Origin of the sequence: Cellulophaga sp. RHA_52 (assembly GCF_007827205.1) — a bacterium.
Lineage (GTDB): Bacteria > Bacteroidota > Bacteroidia > Flavobacteriales > Flavobacteriaceae > Cellulophaga > Cellulophaga lytica.
Genome location: NZ_VIRZ01000001.1, coordinates 2,533,941 through 2,555,347, shown reverse-complemented (window position 1 = coordinate 2,555,347; position 21,407 = coordinate 2,533,941). Strand labels below are relative to the sequence as shown.

Sequence of the window (21,407 nt, the reverse complement as noted above, 5' to 3'; positions counted from 1 at the left end):
GCTATGAAAAAATTATTTCTTTTATTCATTATCTTTTTAGGTGTTTCCAACTCTCTATTAAGTCAATCCTATGAATTAAAAATTTACAATTATGTATTTGACGAATATCATGATGATGATAGGTGCGGCACAAACAATTTATGGATTGATATAACTTACTACGACAATACACAAGAGAGAATTTATGAAGTCTATAATGATGACAAAACAGCAGCTTTACTCTTAACAAAAATAGTAAGTAAAAGAATAAAAAGTGTTTTCTTCCATTCTTTTCTTCATGAGAAAGGAGGATTTCCTAGAGATTGTAATGGTGATACCGCATCTTTAGATATAACAAGTACCGTTCCAACAACTGGTTGTATTTACCAGGGACATATACAAGGGAACGATGATGGAGGGGATGCTAGATTATCAATTAGTTTAGATTACGATATTAATCCTGTAATAGAACTAGAAACACCACCTAGTGACCTAATTGGTTATGAAGATGAATTTGATGTTAGTGTCACAGCTAATTCAATGGGCTTTAACACATCTATCTACAATTGGCAATATCAAGTTGTAGATAACGAAAGTGATATATCCAATAACAATTGGTTAAATATGCCCTTTTCAACTGCTACTCAAGGTCAAACTTCATTTTCTTTAACTCCTTCTAGTTTTTTAGATGAAAGTACTATTGGTAAATTTTTAGCAATTAGAGTTAATACGTGTGGTGATTTAGAGTCTCCAACCAATAATGTATTTAAAATCCTCCCATCTGCACCCCATATTACTGCTATTGAAAATAATACTGGCTTACAATGTAACGGTACAGATGACGCAGAAATAACACTTGTTTTTGATGAAAATTTAGAGCCTGGAGAAAGTTTTGCATTAGAAGTTTTAGACTTATCTGAAGAAACAGGTACCGATGTAAATGGAGAGCCTTTATATTCTAAAATAACCATAGACCCAAAATTTAATAATATTACTGCTGATGATATTGTTAATGATAGATTAACAATAACGGGGCTACCAGGAAGTACTGATGATGGTTTTCGTATTGAATTTCTTGGCGGTACTACCCTTTTCGCTGATGGTGATAATCATAAAATTGATTTTGATGTTTATGAACCACATTATGTTAGCTTTGATCTTTCAGACTCTACTAAAGTAAACTGTAAAAATGGGCAAGATGGTACCGTTTTAGTTACCGCTGAGGGTGGTACAGAAGGTAATTATCAGTATCTGGTAATTAAGCCTGATGGTACTGATGACGGTTGGAAAGATTTTGAAGATACACATACACATAGAATAAATAACTTGTCTGCAGGACTTAACAAAATTAAGGTTATGGATGGCAACCAATGTGTTGCTAAAAACTTAATATTAGTAGAGGGTGAGTATGTTCCTGTTCAAGATGAGGATAAGGAATTAACAGTAACAACTGAAGAACCTAACAACATATTAGCTTTAGGATTTTTACAAGTAACAGTAGATAGATTAAACGAAAGTAATGACGCTACCGCAAATGGCTTCACTGATGGCCGTATTACTGCCATTGTAACTGGTGGTACTGGTCCATATACGGTAGTTTGGAAAAACTCAGCCGGAACTGTATTTGGAGATGGTTATGCTTCTAATACTACTTTTGATGACGTTGAAGAAAGTCAAACTTTTACTTTAAACAATATTGGAGAAGGCACGTATACTTTAACTGTAACAGACGCTAACCATACGCAAGCAACACAAAAAACTACTTGTTTTGCTGAAGGAGATTTTTCTATAGAAGATCCTGATGAATTACTACTTACTATTGAAGAAGCAAACCCTGTTTCTTGTAACAGTTTAAATGAGTTTAACAATCCTGTTGGAGACGGACAATTAGTTGCTCACGCTACAGGTGGTATTAAATTAGATGCTTTAGCAAATAGTGGATTACCATATTATTATACTTGGAAAAAAGAAGATGAAAACGGAGTTTTTCAAATACTTACAGAAGAAAAAGATAGTATTATCAGCAATTTAACTGCTGCTCGTTACTCAGTAAATATTAGAGATGCAAACGGTATTGTTATTGGTAATTATGTAAACAATAGTTTGGTTAATGAGACGGATGTTATTCACGACTTACTAGATCCTGAACCTTTTGTAATTACTTTCACCAAAGGAGATTTATTATGTTCTGATGGCACTGAAGGTTGGGCAGAAGCTACAATCACTGGTGGAACTGGTTCGTATACATTAAACTGGTCTAACGGTTCTACGGAACCTAGAATTGAAAATCTTGAAAAAGGAACTTACCTTCTTTTTGTTACTGACGAAAAGGGGTGTCAGGCTACAAGTCAAGTTATAATTGATGCTCCTAACCCACTTCAAGTTGCTATTTTAGAAGAAAACGATCCTGTTTGTAACAACGGATCAGACGGTGTAATATCTTTAGGTATTAGTGGCGGATTAGAAGATTACACATACAATTGGCTTAAAGATGGTAATGTTATACCTAGTCAGACTGGTTTTTACGCCAACAACTTAACCGCAGGTACATATACCATTACAGTTTCAGACGCTAATTTATGTTCAGAAACAGTAGAAATTACATTAGAAAATCCTAGTCCAGATTTAATTAGCTTAGGAGAAGACAGATTACTTTGTGGCGGACAAAGTGTTGTTTTAGATGCAACATACCAAGGTAGTGGCACCACATATTTATGGACATCAGATAACGGATTTACAAGTACAAAGCCTAGCATTGAAGTTACAGAAGCTGGCACTTATACTGTAGAAGTTACAACTTTACTTGGTTGTAATGGTGGTGATAGTATTGTAATTACAGTATCAGATACGCCAATAGATGCTCACTTTATTGTAAGTACTCAGGCTTTTGCTGGTGAAGAATTAGCTTTGGTAAATATTAGTGAACCTATAGGCGATAAAGTAGAATGGTTTTTACCAGAGGAAGCTGTAGTTATTGCTAAAACAGATGAAAATGTTATTCTTTTGTTTGATGAACCTGGTTCTTATGATATATTGCTACGCTCTAACCAAGGAACTTGTTTCTTAGACTATATGAAAACTATTATTATTGGCGAAGCAGAAAACATTCCAGATATTGGCGATGCTGAAACGCCTTTCATTCAAGAGTTTAAAATATATCCTAACCCTTCTAGTGGCCAATTTTATGTAGATATTTTACTTTCTGAGGCTAGCCCTATTTCACTTAAAATATTTAGTATGGCGTCTCAAGGTTTGGTAAACGAGCGTAAAGAAAAAGCTGCTGTTAATTTTAATCTAGAATATGGTACAACATTAGCTTCTGGAACATATGTTTTGTTACTAGAAACTGCTAAAGGGAGTGAAATCAGAAAAATTATTATTAACTAGTATGCTTAACTCTAAAAAAATAACGCTTTACTATTGTAATTTAATTGCAATTTTACTTTTGTATACTGGTTGTACACAAGAGCAAGCTGTACCTGTTGTTATAGATTTTGAAATTGCTATAATTAATGAAGATTATTCTATACCTGTTACGGTTAAAGTTTTAAACAAAACTGTTGGCGCAGACGCCTACTCTTGGTCTTTTGTTGGAGCGGATAGGGAATCTAGTACAGATAGAAATCCTGGTGCTTTAGTCTACAATACTAAAGGTGACTATACCATACGTTTAGACGCATCAAATAAAGATGACTCTGCAGATAGTAAAGAAATTACATTTAGTATAGATGCTGCTGTAGAAGTTGCTTTTGATGCCGAAATACAAACTAATAATTTTGCACCTGCATCAGTTTTAATAACCAATAACACAAAAGGAGCTACAACTTATAATTGGATGTTTGCAGGTGGTACTCCAGAAACTTCAACAGAGGAACAACCAGGAACAGTAGTTTTTAATGAACCTGGCGATCATCTTATAACATTAGTGGTTGGTAACGGTAAAGAAACCCATCAACTAGAAAAAACAATAACCGTTGCAGATGGGTTATTGGCTAACTTTGATTGGGAAGTTGCTTTTCAAGATGATGATCTTCAAATTCCAGTAACCCTTACAATGCAAAACAATAGTACAGGTGTTTTAACGTACAACTGGAGCTTTACTAATGCTACACCATCAACTAGTACAGAAGAAAACCCAACTGTTACTTTTAACGTAGAAGGCACACAAACGCTTACGTTAACAGTTTCTAACGGCAAAGAATCAAAATCTATTTCTAAAACTATAGAACTTTTAGCCGATACTAATATTAGAACTTTAACGGATATAAAATTCGGAATTAACACTGCACATAACAACAATGCTATAGGTGCTTTTTATTCTGCCACAACCAGAGAAATCTACACTAAAGAAGAACTAGGCGCTATAGATGGTAGCTTAATAGATATTGTATTTTTTGGCTTGGGCGAAGATTTTACTTTTAACAAATTTGTTTCTCCAGACGATTTAAGCACTACTACGTTTCCTGCATTAGCAAATGCACAAAACACACGTATTATAAATTCTCAAGAACAATGTGGCTGCTCTACATTACTAACTGTTGCAGAGTTTGATGCTATGGTAGACGATAGCGTTTTAAGCAATTTAACCGTTACAGAAACAAACGGAGGATCGCAGCATTTTACAGATGCTACAGTACCTAGAATTGTATTGTTTACTACTGCAGATGGTAGAAATGGTGCTATAAAAATAAAAGAATATGTAAAAGACGGACAAGCCTCTTACATACTAACCGATATTAAAATACAGAAACAGTAAGATGAAAATACGTAATTTAATACCTTTTAAAACAAGCTTATTAAGTGCACCTATAAACAAGTTTTTAGGTGTCGCATTAGTAATGCTCGTACTACTTACGAGTTCTGTAGCATCGGCACAATTATTCCCTGTACAAGTATCGCCACAGCTAACACCTCCTTACAGTTTAAAACTGTCTGACTACAGTACTTCTACCACAGAAAAACTACTGGTAAACTTGCTTTTAACAGATGTTAATGAGTCCGACTTACAAGTGCGTTTACGATTTTCTATCTCTGGCAACAGTGTAAACATACAATCTAAAGATTTTGTTCAAAATGCTGCGCCAATACAATTAACTGGTGGTATTCCGTTGCGCTTATCTAACCTAGATTTACAACCGTATTTTGACTTACAAAACTTAGATGGCATTACACCTAGTGAATACAGCAAACCGCTACCAGATGGCCTGTATCAGTTTTGTTTTGAGGTTTTTGATTGGACAACAGGAAGACCTTTATCAGAAAAAAAATGCTATCCTGTTTACTTAGTTCTTAACGATCCTCCTTTTTTAAATTTACCACAAAACGGGGAACAAGTACCTGCTAGAGATCCTCAAAATATTATTTTTCAATGGACACCAAGACACGTAAATGCAACTGGTGTAGAATATGAGTTTGAACTGCGTGAACTTTGGGATACTAACGTAGACCCACAAGCAGCTTTTTTAGCTTCACCCAACTTATACCAAACTACAGGTTTTGCCAATACCCTACTCTACGGCCCAGGGGAAACTAGTTTGTTAGAAGGCAAAACATACGGATGGCGTGTACGTGCTGTTGTTAGCGATGGCATTAGTGAAACTGCTGTATTTAAAAATGGTGGTTATAGCGAAATTTTTTACTTTACCTATACTGGCAAGTGCGATGCTCCACAGTATATTTTAGCAAAGTCTGAAGGTACAACCACAGAAGAAATTACGTGGCAACAAAACCCAGACCATATTAACTACCAAATACAATTTAGAAAAGAAGGCGGTAGTAATAATGTGTGGTTTGAGTCTGAAACTGAGGAAACCAAAAAGAAATTATTCTTTTTAGAAGCTGAAACTACGTATGAGTATAGAGTTGGTGGCCAATGTGTACAAAACGGAGGCTACAGCTACTCGGCTATAAACACATTTACAACTCCTGGTAAAGAAGACGCTAATGAGTACAATTGCGGCATACCACCAGAAATTGTAATTACCAACCAAGACCCACTACAACTACTAGGCGTTAATGATGTTTTTACAGCAGGTGATTTTCCTGTAACTGTAAAAGAAGTAAACGGCGGCAATGGCAATTACACAGGTTGGGGCTTTATAGTAGTACCTTATTTAGGAGACACACAAATAAGGGTTACTTTTAACAACATACAAATAAATACAGACAAGCAATTAACCAATGGTATTGTAGAAACGGAGTATGATGAAGAATGGGGAGGTATGGATGATATAGCCAATGAGTTAGATGCCATTGGAGATTTAGCCGAAAGTGCTAGTGAGATTATAGCAAGCGTTTTTGAAGTTGATAATGAAGAAAATGCACCAACACCTGAATACACAGATACTGAGTACAGCTCAACTACTAACAATACAAACAACAATAGCTCTAATACAAGCAACAACACTAATAGCAATAGTAACAGCTCGTCAAATAATAACTCAAATTCTACAGAAGGACAAAATAGCAATGACTCATCAAATGAAGCTAATAATGAAAATACAAATGAAGATTCTGATAATAATGAATCTTCAGAAGAAGGTGTTGTAATTGTCTATAATGGCGTAGATTATAATAATAATGATATTATAGAAGTTCCTTATGATAAAAACAATTCACATTATGCTTTTACACTAAAAAACTACCCAAAAGATGCTACATTTAACTGGCAAGTCTTAAAAGGAGGTACTGACAATACTTCTGCATTTGTAACTAACGATACAAAATATGATAATTTAGGCATTGATATGAAAAATGTCTATTTACTTGATATTGTAGCTAACTATAACAATAAGAACATAAAAATAACAATAAAAAGAGAATTAGAAGATTTTGAGCTTGTTGACATTTATGCAAAACCTCAAGGCGAAGATCACAAAAAGAGAGTTGCTAAAACAGGTGAAAAACTATATTTACAAAAATCATCAACTCCTTTCGTAAATGAAAAACGTAAGGTAGACTTTAGTATTTATATAAGACCTAATCTATCACAAGGTGACATTTCATCACAAGATATTGTGTGGTATTATGAAGAACCTAAACAACAAAGTAATCTCGGCAAAAATTACGGAAAAAAAGACATTCATTTAAACCTAACAGAACAGGATACTAATTATTCTGTAAATGTTAAAGCAGGTAAACCTAATTTAGTAGAAAAAGGTATTGATATAGTTTGGTTTGATGGTAGAGAAAAATCTTGGAGTTTTATGCCTCCTTTTATAAGTCAACTAATAACCAAAAGCTTTAATGACATAGAGGATAATCTTGAACTCGCAGATAAAATATTACCTATTGGTGACATCGATTTTGAAATAGATGATATAAAAATAAATGGTAGTCAAGTAAATGAAGAAGATATAAATTCACGACTATATTATTTATTAGAAAAAGAAAATGTTAGTGGAGGTATTTCAGTTACATCTCCTGATATTACTATTCCTATTCCTGTCTTAGAACCTCTCAACAGGTCTGGTATTTTAAAAATTGGTCCTTATATAAATTTTGGTTTTTCAATTTCAGCAGAGGGAGGTGTAGAACGAAAAAAGTATATTGAAAGTACTACTTACAGTAAAGATGAAAGTTATTTTGAACTAAAAGCTACAGGATGTATAAATGCAGGTATTGGAGTTGAGCTATTGGTTGCCAAAAACTTATTAGATTTTAACGTAGACTTTAAAGCTTCTGCTTGTATAGCGGGATCAGGGAACTACAACTTTGAATCAAAAAATTTAATCGCTGAATTTTACATTCCTCCAGTAGTACTTTCGGGTGAAATTGTAATACAAACTAAAGGAACACTAGAATTCGAACTTGTAAATTGGAATGAAAGTATTTCTATAACTGATAAAATACCTATATCTAAAATTGAACATACATTTTAATAATGAAAAAAGCACTAAAATTTATAATAACCATAACACTACTAATTAATATTTTATGTATTCCATTTACTCTAATTAACATAAGTCAAAAATCTAAATATTTAATAAATAAAAGCGATTTTATAAAAAAAGAAGTTGTTATAGACTCATTAGTGATAAGTTCTGATGAAGGCTCCAGTAAAGCAGGAAACAGAAATATACTAACATATTACTTTTATTATGGTAATGAAAAAAAAATTACAAGTGTGAATAATACTGATGCTTTATTTCCTAATTCTAATGAAATTAGAAAAAATAATGAAGCTTTAAACTATTTAAAAAAACATAACGACTCTTTACTTATTTGGTATCATCCACGAATAGATGGTCAATTTGCTTTAGAAGAAGATACAGACATCAACATTGATGGCTACTTAACACAAATTACTATTAACATTTTACTATTATCAATTGCTTTATATTCAATAATTTGGCAAATAAAAAAATGGATTAAATTAAGAAAAAAATGAAAAAAATAAATTTTTTACTATTACTCACAATAATTACATCTAGTCTAGTTAGATCACAAGAAGATGCTAACTTAATTTTAAGTTACCCAGAAGAATCAGAAATTTCTTTCTATGAATACCCAAAAAACACTTTTGCTAAAGCCATTTATAAAAAAAAGGAAAATGTAACAAATGAATACCCAGAACAATTACTAGAGTCAATTCTTTCTGCTACAGATCAAGAGTGGGTAAACTATAACACTTTGGGAGGTGCGGAAAAAGCCTCAGAAAAAAAGCAAAGCCACTTTGACAAAGTAAAATCGATGAATAAGGATAAAAATTATTTTGAACTTATACATAAATTAAAATTAAATATTGGTGGAGTACCCACTGTTATTATTAAATTTTTTACTCATTTCGAAGATACTGAAGTACTATCAGGGGCTGCTGTTATGCAATTAAATGATGGTAGATGGCAAAAAACCTCTCATCCCTCATTATCAACTCTTTCTATAATTGTTATGCGTATGAAAACGGAAGTCATAAAAGGTATTGTTTTACAAAATTCAGATGTCCCTAATATTATAGCTATCTCCAATAGAGTTTCTAATGATGGTATACTCGATCTATTACTTCTTGAAAAAGAATTTGCTAGTTGGTACAGTCCTGAAGTTGATGACACTAAAATTACAATGTATAAAGACCCAAAAACTTGGTAGAAAAATAAATAATATGAAATTTATAAAAATTACAATACTGTTTTTCTTATTATCTCAATCTGTATTTTCTCAACTTGATTACAAAAAATTTTTAGGAGAAAAAGGTAAGTTAACTTTTAATAAGAAATATCTTTACTCCAATGCGTATAGCTACAAGTTAAACTCAAGTAAAGAAGATTCAATCATTACTAGGAATTTAAGTTCATCTATACCTGAAGGACTCTTAACTAGCCAATATGAAGAAAAACTTTCTAAAAATAAAAAAGATTCAATAACTTTTGAAATTATTATGAATTCTCGTTTAGTAGTAGCTATTAATACTAAACAAATATACTTGATCAAATACAGAACACGTTCAAAGGAATCTATCTCAGAAAATTTAATATTTAAAACAGTAAAAACATCAACAAATTGGGAAGAATTATCTATTTCCAATGAAGAAATAAAAATTCTAGAACAAATTCTATTAAACTCAAATTTAGATATATTATTTCAATTCTACAATGCAAATAATGACCCTAAATATACTGACATTAATAGGTTAAAATCTTTAGTTAAAGATAATGGTGTCATTAACACAAAAAAACTAGCAGAGGTTCTAAAACAGAATAAGACAGAATTAAGTAAGTATTTAGAGTAAGTCTTTACATTCCCCGCTAGAACAATCATCCAGCTCCTGACGTAAAGAGTAAGCAGAGCAACAAAACAATATAAAAGTAAAATGAGCAGAAAATACAAATTTAATAATCCAACAGCAGCTTACTTTGTAAGTTTTGCTACTGTTTATTGGATAGATGTATTTACTAGACAAACTTATTTTAATGTATTAGAAGAAGAATCAACAATAAAAATCACCCAAATAAATTACATATAATTATGAAAAAACAATTGCTTATTGCCTCATTATTTTTAGTATCTCTTGGTGCTACCGCACAGAAAATAAAAGAAAAAAAAGGAGAGATATTTTTAGATAAAGTGAAAATTGCAAACATAGAAAAGGTAAAAACAGAAAAACCTAAATACTACCAAATATCAGACGTAGATGGTAATCCGCTTTTTAAAGTAAAAACTTTTGTTTACAAGTCTATCTTATTTCATGATGATGAAACTAAAGACTACCACGTGGTTACAGGAGACAAAATACAAGACACACTTGCTATAGTAGAAAAAGGCTTTTACATTACGCAAAAAAGAATTGTAAAGTACTTGGTAGAAGCTGGCTTTTTAAATAGTAATGGCTATAATGAAGCTAATATTCCTAATTTAATTGCTAAATCTACCAAAATACCAACAAAATTGGTAGAGCTACAAAACAAAGAAAAAGAACTTAAAAAACACATTGGCTACAAAGTAGAAAGAGACTTTGAAAACCGTGATATTTTTATAAAAACCTATGCTCCTAAGCAAACAACTAGTATTAAAAGTACTATGATGGTTACTGCTACTGAGTTAGAAATTTACCAAAATACTGCTACAGAAGAAAACCCAGATAGTGAGCCACTATTAATTGGTTACGGTGTGTATGAGTATAAAACATTTGCAAATAATACTACGTATAAAAAAACGTACTTATTAAATGCAAAAAGAGTGCCTTTGGCATCATACGTAACCTATAATTACAAAACATACGTTCCTTTTAGAAAAGAAGAAAGTGATAAACTAGACAAATTAAAAACCAAAGAAGAGGTTTTAAAAGCTATGGCTATAAACCATATTTTAAGAGAAAAACTATAATTCTTGTTTTTACAACTACTATAAACACCAACCAACTTTTTTCTTGAAAAACCTACTACTTTCACTTTTTATACTACTACCTACACTTGCCATATCGCAAAGTGTAGATTTAGAAACTTTTGGAAAATCTTCGCCTTTTAAAGTAGGCGGAGGTATTTCCGCTAGTTCTGTATTTTACAGTAGTAACCAAAGAAACAACAGAGAACCTTTTACGTACTACGCACAAGGTAATTTGAATTTTAGTTACTATAATTTTTCTATTCCTGTTAGTTATAGCTACTCTAACCAAGGTGAAAAACTAGGCTACCAATTGCCTTTTAATTTTAACAGGCTAAGCTTACACCCTAAATACAAGTGGATTACTGCACACATTGGAGATGTAAATATGACATTTTCTCCATATACCCTAAGCGGACACCAGTTTACTGGTGGTGGTGTAGAACTAACACCTAGCAAAGGTTTTACATTTAGTGCAATGTATGGACGGCTTTTAAAGGCCACAGAACCTGTAGAAGATGAGCGTGCTGTTGTTGCATACCAAAGAATGGGTTATGGGTTTAAAACGGTGTTTGAGCAAGATAAATACAGTGTAGGTGTGTCTACGTTTTATGCATCGGACAGAGAAAACTCTATTGATATTAACCCAGATGAAGAAGGTGTGTTACCTAAAGAAAACCTTGTTCTTGGTTTTGAAGGTAGTGTAGACCTATCTAAAAACTTAGAGTTGCGTGCAGAATATGCTACAACTGCCATAACACAAGATACTAGAGCACAAGAGACCTCTAGCGGTAAAAAAGGTTTGTTGGGAAGCTTTTTTAAAAACCGAGCTTCTACAGAATATTACAATGCGTATAAATTAGGTGTAAATTACTCGTTTTACCAAGCTAACCTTGGTGTTAATTATGAGCGTGTAGATCCTGGTTACGAGACTTTAGGTGCTTATTTTTTTAATAACGATTTTGAGAATATTACACTAAACTTATCTAGACCACTATTTAACAACAAAGTTAATTTAAGCTTTAATGTCGGTTTTCAGAGAGATGATTTAGACGACCAAAAAGCAAACCCTACAAGCAGATTTGTTGGTGCTGCAAATGCAACCTATACGGCATCAGAGCGTTTAACATTTACTGGCTCCTACTCTAACTTTAGTACTTATACCAACGTTAGAACCAATCAGTTTGATGATATTAACGATGATAATTTACTAGACAATGCTACTGATTCTTTAAACTACAAGCAGATATCGCAGAATGCAAATTTAAATATCAATTATATTTTATCGAGCTCTAAAACAAAAAAAGAGAATATAAATTTAAACTACAATGTAAGTGATATTGCCAACGAGCAAGGTGGAATTGTTAGGATTGGTGATGCATCTACTTTTCATAACATAGCTACCTCCTACACTATTGGTTTTACAGAGTTAAACCTAAATATTACACCATCATTAAATGGCACATACAATACCATTGGTCGTGAAGATGCTACTACTTGGGGTCCTACTCTAAGCGTTAAAAAAGGCTTTTTTGACAATAAGTTAAAATCGGTTTTAGCATCATCCTACAATAAAACTGAAAACACTGGTGGCACTACTAACATAACTAACTTTAGAGGTGGTGTGTCTTACATATTATTAGAAAAGCACAATTTTAGCCTAAATGCAGTTCAACTTTTTAGAACCACACCAACGGTTTCTGGTCTAAAAGAATTTACAGCAACCTTCTCTTACAACTATTCTTTTGACGTTAAAAAACCTAAAATTAAATGGGGTAAAAAAGACAAAAAACGTAAAACTAGAGACAGTATTATTACTATTAATTACAAAAAATACAAGTATGTAGATTATGCTAATAATATTACAGACACCATTTTACAACTAACCAAAGATCCTAACTTTGGAAAAATACCAGACGATAAAAACCTTGAGTTAAGAGGCTTGGCAGATAATATGATTAAGGCTATTGGTAAAAAAGATGCGGTTTACAAAGAGCAAGCTATTATCTATTTAAAGTCCTTAGAAGATTTTAAAGATTTTCAGGAAAAATACAACGACTTTGTACTACGTGCTTATAACAAGTTGGTTAAAGATGCAGAAGATATAGACTACAAACTAGAAAAAGAGTTTATACGTTTAAATGCTGAGAATAACGACCCTAAAGTTAAAAAAACAAAAGCTTCTGTAGAAAAACTAAAGGTTGTTAATGAGCGTTTTGACAACCATAGAAATATGCTAGAAGGTATGCGTACTTGGGACATTATGGATGAAATTAATAGTACACGTTTAACTGCGTTTAAAGACAAGCATATAAACAAAGTTTATTTGATGTACACCAATGGTAAAACCGAAGTAGACATTGTAAACTTTTTAGAGTATTATTTAGCTGATTTATACCATAAGCAGATTAAGAAATAGGTTATAATGAAACTCTCAGAAAAAACACAAGAGCTGTTACATAACTTATTTGCGGTACTCTGTTTAGAGTTTCTCTACTATATTTATGACTTTTGGACTCCTATGGAGGAATTTCCTTCTAGTTGGAGAGCCGGTTTGTTAGAAGCAATATTAAGATACCTACACAACAACAAATTTGGTGTATTTTTAGGTAAAGGAACTTTACTTGTTTTAAGTAGCTATTATATTTATAAAATAATAAGGGACTTTAGTAAAAATAAGTAAAACTTTTAGTTTGTTTAACGGCACAAGCAAGATGCTTGCGATAGCGGGGGGACTTTTAAATATGATAACAATTAACGATAGAATTTCTGATAAATTAAAGAGTACCGATATTTGGATTCAACATATTAGTGATGATGAGAGAAATTTAAAGCCAATGGGGTTGAATTTTAGATTCTTGGAGGTAGACTTAGCTGTCAAAGCAATTAATGATAAAGATTATATGCAAAGTAAACTACATTTCTATATAGCATCACTTCTTGACAAAATGAGAGTTAAAAAATTTAATGATACATTATTTGATTTTGGACTTCCTTATATTGTCTACCCTATTTTGAGCGATAATGAAATTTTAATTAAGACGTATTCGAAATTAAGATATAATGCCTGGGGGCGAATGCCCAGTATGGATGAAAACGTGTTAAAAGGAAAAGATGCTGTTTGGTGTAATACAGTTCAATTTTTTATGGCTAATGATGTCCAAGGGATTGAAAGAAATCTAAATATCATTGAAACTTTAACTCTCTCTAAACTACCAAAGAATAAACAAGAGTTAAAAATCGATTATGATTTTTATAAAGCTCTTTTGTCAAAAGATAAATCTAAATGTGAGGAACTTTTAGAGCAGTTGGTAAGTCCTAAAATTCATAAGAAAAGAAATACTAATGATGTCTTAGCTCAATATGTTTCTCAACCTGCATTGGGTTATGCAAAACTTGCTTGGAGACAAGGCATAGAAGTAGAAGTTAATTCTCCGCTTGTCCCTAAGGAAATATTGCCAATTGAGCCTTTAGATAATTACGAAATACCCTATGATTTTTTGAAGGATGAACCCCACTAGCGCGAGCGTCACGCTAGTGCCGTAAAGAGTAAGCAGAGTAACAGCAAATTAAAAAACCACCCAAATGGTACATTCAGGTGGCATTTTACTAATTTTTAAAGTATTACTGTTTATAAAACTGTTTACTTTCTGTTCCTGGTATAGAAATAATATACATTCCAGTTTTTAAATTATCTAAAATAATAACTGCTTCTTCTGCTGTTGCATTCATCTCTTTTACAACAACACCATTCATATTCCTAACTACAAGCTTATCTCCTACTTTTACTCCTGCTACTTTTATTAATTCACTTGCAGGATTAGGATATACTGTTAAAACAACTTCACTGCTTCTTAAACTAGCTGTTGTTGGTACTATTTTCCATTTTTGGTTGCCATTTCCTTTTTCATAAGTATAAGTTATTGCATTGGTATTAAGTGTTCCGTTATTACGGTCTAAACCTTGTGTTTGGCAGTGGTTAGGCAATAAGCCGTATACATTAGTTCCGTTTTCTATAACTTTCCATTGTTGATGTTTGCCAGCAGCACTTGTATAAGTTGCTACTTGAATTCCGTTTTCACATTTAGCATAAGGCACTTCTAAAAATCTATTGTTTGCTTTGTTTTTTATAGTATATACATTATCACCTAAATGCGTAAAAATCCATTTTTGATCATCATAATTACCCGGATTTACCATTTTAGCGTTAAATGTCTCTAAGGCTCTAGACAATAATCTTTGGTTAGAAGTTACAGACTCTATAGTATACATTCCATTATCTATTAACTGAGAGGTAACTGGCGAACCTGCATCTGCTTTTCCTTTTAACAATACAATAGCAGAATAAGGAGCTACAGTTATATTTCCTGTGTAATTATTATGCTTTGCATCTACATAATCTGTAGATCCTAAACTTACAGATTTTGCCACACCTGTTGTATTTACTACAAATTTTATAAAAGTATTTGGATTTGCTGTTGCTGCAAAAGTAACCGGAGCACTCTTTCCTTTTTTCTCGTAATTAGGATATTTTGATTTAAATTCATTTAAGTTATACTCTGTATTTTGTCTGCCAGCTCTTATACTAATTTGTTTACTTCCATTAAAGGGCATACAATAATAATTACTATTTACATCTCCTAAAAAAGTATTAAAACCAGCATCTGTAATTTGGTTGGTATACCTTGCAGAAAACTGGTTTGGTTTTTTACAAAACAAAATATTATTAGTAACTGTATTATTTGTTGATTTTGCTACACTACCACCAGCACCAAAACTATTATTATAGGTAGATAGTACTAACCCATTATCACAATTATAAACCGTATTGTCTTTAATTGTATTTTTACTAGACAGGTTTGCCATTAAACCCCAGCCTACAATGTTATATACCGTATTTTCATAAATTAACTGGTTTTGAGAGTCATTATCTATGTAAATACCAGCTGTTTTAACACCTCTTCCGGCAGGTATACCTCTAATGGCACCAGGAGAATCATGTACCATATTGTTATAAATACTGTTATTTCCGTTTTTATTACCTACAGAATATATACCACCACCATCATCTTTGGTATAGCAATAATTACTAATATTGTTATACCTAATTTTTAAGTTACCACCACCAAAATTTAATGCATGATAGCCTATATCTTTAATTGTATTTTTTTCTATAATGTTAGTAGAAAATCCAGATTTACTAATAAACCTAACTCCTGTATACCCAATAAAACCTGGCGCACCCATACCAGAGCGCATACCTATATTTTGCACCTTATTATTTGTAAAAGTTAGTCCATTTATACCCTCCCAACGTATAGCAACGTTATTACTTTCTTCAAAAACAGTATTTGTTACTTTTATATTGCTTAAGGTAAAACCTAAAGACAAGTAATTATTTCCATTGTAAAAATTACAGTTTGTAATAGTTAAGTTAGAAGCACCGCTAATAGCTAGAGTCTGACTTAAACCTCCTTCTACTCTTAAATCCTGAATTTTAATATAATTGGTATTATTTAAAGCCAATGCCTCATCCCCTGCTGGTATTTCTACATTTAAATTGTTAGGGTTGCTATTGCTATACAAATACAAAACACCAGCGTTTGTATCATGTGCCCACTCACCATTTTGGTCTAGTGTATTAACGTGATTCTGAAAAAAGTATCCAAAATTGTTTTCGATATTGTTTTCAAAACCTGCACTAGGGTCTGATAAACTAAAATTTACCGTTGTACCTCCATGAGATGTCACAGTTTCTACCTTAACATTGTCATCTGTAGTTCTAATGGTAATTTCACCTCCTTTAAACCTATTTGATGCATAAGGTAAACTTGATGCTTCTGAAATAGATTTATTATTTCCTGCATGAGATTTTATTGTTCTGTAACCGCCATTAGCTGCACTAACATTTGGCTCTCTACCTATTTGTTGTGCTTGGTTGTTTAAAAATAACGATGGTATTCTGCCATTATTAACCTTAGCTAAATTTGTTTTCCAAATGTTGCCATTATGGCGTGTCCAGTTATTTATTTTTTTTGCTGCCCTAAGTATTGGTTTATTACCAGAACCATATGCTTTTAAAACAATAGCTTTGCTAGACGAGCCTTTTTTTCCCTTTAAATCTAAAGAGCCATAAAACACATCTCCTTTATTAAAATTAATAACATCACCAGCATTAATTTTGCTTTTTTGACTGTTTACTTTATTTATAGTTTTCCAGGGCGTAGCGGCAGATGTACCGTTATTAGAGTCGTTACCAGAGGCACTTACATAGTAGTTTTTTTGTGCAAATACAGTTGTACTGCATAATACTAAAAACATACCTAATAAATAGGTTTTTAATTGTTGTTTAATTAATATCATAGTTTATAATGTTAAAAAAACCGCTTAACTATTTAAGTTAAGCGGCTTTTGGTTGTTGTTATTTTTTTATAAAATGAATACCCTTTTCTCCTTCTACACCAATAATATATTTACCAGCTTTTAAACCAGATACAATTAGTGTTTCTGAATCATTTGTTGCTCTTTTTTTAAGAATTACATTCCCTGAAAAATCATACAAAATAATTTGCTTACCTACACTAACACCAGATACTGTTACGTATTCTTGTGCTGGATTAGGAAAAACAACAACTTTACTTTCATTGATTTTTAAAGCCACACTTGCGCTTTCAGAATTAGAACAACCCTCTAATACTTCTTCTGGTCCAGATCCTACAGGTTTAGTATAGGTCTTAGAAAGTACAAACTTATCCATCTCAAATCCATCCTCTCTCATTGAAAAAGAAATTGTATGCACTCCTGCTGTTGGTACATCAATAAAGATTTTTTGCGCTTCGCCACAATGATTTGCATTTGTACGTTGCTTACTCTCCCAAGTCCATTGTTGCTTACCAGTACACCATTGCATTTTTTGCCCAGAAGCTGGCCAAGTTCCATTAATACCAACGTGTACACCGTTATCTTCAGATCCTGTAGAATGTGCTCTTACCCAAACAAAATATTTTCCTGGACTAGTAAACTTAACTTTATAATTTACTATTGCTATTTTTCCTGGTTCATTAGAAAAATTTTGAGCATTAAGAGGGTCGCTATGAGTTACTCTTGTATCTGGTAAAATTTCTAAATACCCATTACCACTTGCTTCGCTATAGTGATTTGAATCTGGATCTGGAGTTGGAGTACCTGTTGTGGTTTCATTAAAAGTATACCATTTTCTATCGTCATCTTTAGATTGACTGAAAAAATGTTCTGCTTCTACAGCTACTACTCCATTTTTTTCTACAGCAATACAATCATTACCAGGTTCTACTGTAGTAACATCTTCTTCAAAAATTAGTTTGTTTACATTAAATAAATAACCAGAATCACCTGTAAAGTTCAATTGAAGTGTTTGCTCCCCCGCTTCTAAATTAACAGTTGCAGTTACCGTTTTCCAAGTTTGCCAACCTCCAGTATTTACTACAGTAAGTTCACCAATATTAGTACCATCTGCATCAATTTTAATTGTACCTCCTGTTGTATTTGTTGCTACTTTTGTCTGTATTTTGTAAGTACCTGCTTGCGCTACATTTACTTTATAATTGGTATAATCTCCATCTTCTATATAGCCTATGTTTTTTCCTCCACCAACATCAGATGTGTTTTCTACTTGTGTACCCAATTGATCTGTAAAGTTTTCTGCTTCTAAAATTCCAGGCAATAAAATATTGTTATTTACTGCTCCGTTAGCTTCATCGCATTCAACCTCTAAAATTAATTTAGGAGATGTAGCCCCTTCTTTTGATGAAAAAGACACATCATTACCCGCAGTTTGCTTTAGTATTAAAGTAATGGTTTCCCCAGGTGTTACATCAGTTAAGTTCCAATCATAAGTACTACCTACACTATAAGTAGTGTTTAATTGCCCTAATTTTGTGCCTTCTGCAGGTTTGTTTGTGTTAGACAAATTAGCCTCTGTCCAGTTAGTAGAGCTTCCTTTAAAAACCTCTATTAAACCATTGCCAGAATCACTAGAAACTGTAAGTTGTAACTTTACACTTGTAACTGTTTTAGAGGTTGTAGGTACTGTAAACTTTAGGTAAGCTAGTCTTCTACCACTTTCTACTCTTAATTCTGCGTTGTTAAACCTAGTTGTTCCTTGCAAATAAGCATCGTTTGTTAAGGTAGATGTTAATACATTATCACAAACAGTATTGCCATCATCATTTTTGCTTGTAATTAACGCAACCCAGTCATTAGTATCTGGTGCTACCAAATTATTACCTAAGGTTGTTTTTGCTGATAAATTACCTCCTGCTCTAGGGTTAAACCACTGTACATTATACTTATTATTAACACTTGGCAAACTTAAAGATGTACTACCGCCATTGGGTCTGTAAATAGCATATATTTTACCTTCTTTAGTAAATACATAGTCATTATTATCTGCCGTAACATTATCTGCAGAAATCATTTCTGTTAAGTATGGCTGTAAATGTGTATTAAAAAAAGAGAGCGCATAACTACCTTCTTTATACTTAGCACCTCTTTTTCTATGATCTTGGCCATTAAGGTCACCATCATTACTAGTATAACCACTGTAATATTCTACACCAGCACCACCAGCTAAAAAAGTTGCCCAAAGTACTTTTTCTCTAACTTGTTTGTCCGAGACCATTATACCTTGTGATGCAGTACCTTGCTCATCATTTGCTACCACCCATTTTTTACCTGTATTTCTTGAGTTTATTACCCATCTACGTATATCTTTATGTACATTATTTTGACTTGTTTGTACAGACACACCTGTTAAGTTAGACTTGTTACCTATTAATGGGTTATACCTTTGGTCTTGCTGACCTGGGTATGTATGTAAAACAATATGGTTGTTATATGCATCTAAATTTTTAATATAATTTATAGTAGATTTTACCACTTCATCTTTAATGGTAGATTCTTCAGATAGGTTCCAGTTTAATGCTAAATGGTGTGCAAACCTGGCAATTAACTCGCGGTAGTATAACTTACGTTCCCTACCAAAAGTATGACCATCCATTTTTTCACAATTTTCTGTTTCCATTGTTTTAAAATGTAAGTACATACCTTTTTTATCTGCATACTCCATTACTTTCTCCCATTGGGCAAGTTTAGATACATCAAACCTATCTTTATGTAGCTTATTCCACTGTTCAGATTTGCTTGCGCTAGAGTAATCTGATGATGACCCTTTTAATATGTGTGGAAAAACAGCACCATCATCACCACCAGCTGCCCATGTTAAAAAAGAGATTACGTTGGCACCTTGCCCGTGCAAATAGTTTATAGATCCTAAAATACCTTTACCTTTACCACTGTTCCAAGTATACGCACTTGCATCTGTAGCATTATAGTCTGTAACATGTGCTTGCCAGGTTTTACTTTTATTACCACCAGCTGTATTGCCCGGAGTACCATCAAAATCTACATAATGGAAACGGTTTTCAGGAGAATCTGCCCCAACTTTTAAAAACCAAGCTCCGTTAGGGTTATTTGGGTTTGTACCAGTATGCTTAAGATAGTGTTCTCCCACATATTGTAGTCTACCCAAATCTTTATTTCTAAAGTCTCTGCCTGTTTTATTAGATTCACTAATGGTAAAACTACCTGTTGTACCATCCATAAAACCACCACTGCTACCGCCACTATTAATTGCAACGTTAGTACCAGATTTAAAAACTGCTGTCCAGTTCCAAAGTCCTATATCATCTGGTGTAAAATGTACTCTCCATTTATTACCAGAATTACAACCCGTATTTTCTGCGTTACCACAAGCTGCATAGTACCCAGGTACAGTAAAACTTCTGTTGCTGTTTTTGTGTGTAAAAGTTACGTCTAATCTGTAATCTGAAAAAGGATTAGGATTAGCGGTTTCTGATGTACTTGGTCCGTTAAAAGTTATTGATAATTTGTGCCACCGTTTTAGCTCTCCTTCTGGAGTTTGAGCACTTAAAAACATACCAAAAAGTATGAATACCGTTAATAGATGAGGTTTAAAAAATTTCATAGTAGTAAAATTTAAATTAAGAATTAAACAATTAGTAACAAACGACTTATGACTGTAAAAAAAGTTTAAGACTTTGTTTTTTACATTACTAAAAGACATATAAATAATAGCTTAGCTATGGCTTAAGTGTACAAACAACTATGCATAAGAAATTATTTAAGGCCTATGTAGTTTTGTTAAAAAACTGAACAGTAGAGTCACAAGATTCATTATTTTTTTATGTATCAACAAAAAGAATATTCAGTTAAAACATAGGTTATCCGTTATGTAGCTAATAGTATTAGCCCATTTTGCGCATTTAACCTTATGAACAGACTAAATAGATACGCCCTATATTTTACCAAACAGTACTTTTTTAACTCGTACTAAAAGATGAAAAATGATAAAATGTTAAATAATGAGTGATTAAAGAATAACAAGCCCAAAGCTCGTTTTTAGCAATGTAGTAGAACTTAAGTACAATTGTTTTCATTTTGTAAATAATTAAGTTGATAAAAAAATTCTTTGGGGATACAGTAAAGGTAAGTTATTTCTTACTTAATAATAAAAAATAATTCATATAAATAAAAAAAATTAACAATAATTC

General features: G+C 32.5%; 12 protein-coding genes and 1 pseudogene. 11 read left to right on the top strand and 2 right to left on the bottom strand.

Annotation, left to right across the window (positions count from 1 at the left end):
- The first annotated feature begins 3 nt into the window (after positions 1-3).
- The 11 genes and pseudogenes from JM80_RS11305 to JM80_RS11255 all read left to right on the top strand — a co-directional run bounded on the left by JM80_RS11305 (position 4) and on the right by JM80_RS11255 (position 14,318).
- Complete coding sequence (locus JM80_RS11305; RefSeq protein ID WP_144710168.1) at positions 4-3,366, top strand: T9SS type A sorting domain-containing protein; 3,363 nt, start codon at positions 4-6, stop codon at positions 3,364-3,366.
- Between the two features lies 1 nt (position 3,367).
- Positions 3,368-4,735, top strand: a complete 1,368-nt coding sequence (locus JM80_RS11300; RefSeq protein ID WP_144711211.1) for a PKD domain-containing protein — start codon at positions 3,368-3,370, stop codon at positions 4,733-4,735.
- Between the two features lies 1 nt (position 4,736).
- The gene (locus JM80_RS11295; protein ID WP_144710166.1) at positions 4,737-7,859 is read left to right on the top strand and encodes a hypothetical protein; all 3,123 of its coding nucleotides are present in this window, start codon (positions 4,737-4,739) and stop codon (positions 7,857-7,859) included.
- Between the two features lie 2 nt (positions 7,860-7,861).
- Positions 7,862-8,368 (top strand): hypothetical protein, encoded by a 507-nt coding sequence (locus JM80_RS11290; RefSeq protein WP_144710164.1) that lies wholly within the window; start codon positions 7,862-7,864, stop codon positions 8,366-8,368.
- Positions 8,365-9,066 carry a hypothetical protein gene (locus JM80_RS11285; RefSeq protein ID WP_144710162.1) on the top strand — a complete coding sequence of 234 codons (702 nt, stop codon included), beginning with the start codon at positions 8,365-8,367 and terminating at the stop codon, positions 9,064-9,066. Before JM80_RS11290 ends, JM80_RS11285 begins: the two co-directional genes overlap by 4 nt.
- Before the next feature lie 13 nt (positions 9,067-9,079).
- A complete protein-coding gene (locus tag JM80_RS11280; protein WP_144710160.1) occupies positions 9,080-9,706 on the top strand; it encodes a hypothetical protein in 627 nt (208 codons plus the stop codon).
- 81 nt (positions 9,707-9,787) lie between these two features.
- A pseudogene (locus JM80_RS11275) lies at positions 9,788-9,901 on the top strand (transposase); the annotation flags it as partial.
- A 41-nt stretch (positions 9,902-9,942) separates the two neighbouring features.
- Complete coding sequence (locus tag JM80_RS11270; protein WP_144710158.1) at positions 9,943-10,800, top strand: hypothetical protein; 858 nt, start codon at positions 9,943-9,945, stop codon at positions 10,798-10,800.
- Positions 10,801-10,843: 43 nt separating this feature from the next.
- Positions 10,844-13,216 carry a hypothetical protein gene (locus JM80_RS11265; RefSeq protein WP_144710156.1) on the top strand — a complete coding sequence of 791 codons (2,373 nt, stop codon included), beginning with the start codon at positions 10,844-10,846 and terminating at the stop codon, positions 13,214-13,216.
- Between the two features lie 6 nt (positions 13,217-13,222).
- Positions 13,223-13,480: a hypothetical protein gene (locus tag JM80_RS11260; protein ID WP_144710154.1), complete on the top strand. Its 258-nt coding sequence runs from the start codon at positions 13,223-13,225 to the stop codon at positions 13,478-13,480.
- Between the two features lie 10 nt (positions 13,481-13,490).
- The gene (locus JM80_RS11255) at positions 13,491-14,318 is read left to right on the top strand and encodes an immunity 49 family protein (RefSeq protein ID WP_144710152.1); all 828 of its coding nucleotides are present in this window, start codon (positions 13,491-13,493) and stop codon (positions 14,316-14,318) included.
- 103 nt (positions 14,319-14,421) lie between these two features.
- Here JM80_RS11255 and JM80_RS11250 read toward each other — a convergent pair whose 3' ends face one another.
- Both JM80_RS11250 and JM80_RS11245 read right to left on the bottom strand, forming a co-directional pair.
- Positions 14,422-17,160: a right-handed parallel beta-helix repeat-containing protein gene (locus JM80_RS11250; RefSeq protein ID WP_144710150.1), complete on the bottom strand. Its 2,739-nt coding sequence runs from the start codon at positions 17,158-17,160 to the stop codon at positions 14,422-14,424.
- A gap of 58 nt (positions 17,161-17,218) precedes the next feature.
- Positions 17,219-20,821, bottom strand: a complete 3,603-nt coding sequence (locus JM80_RS11245; protein WP_186439767.1) for a carbohydrate-binding protein — start codon at positions 20,819-20,821, stop codon at positions 17,219-17,221.
- Positions 20,822-21,407 lie beyond the last annotated feature (586 nt).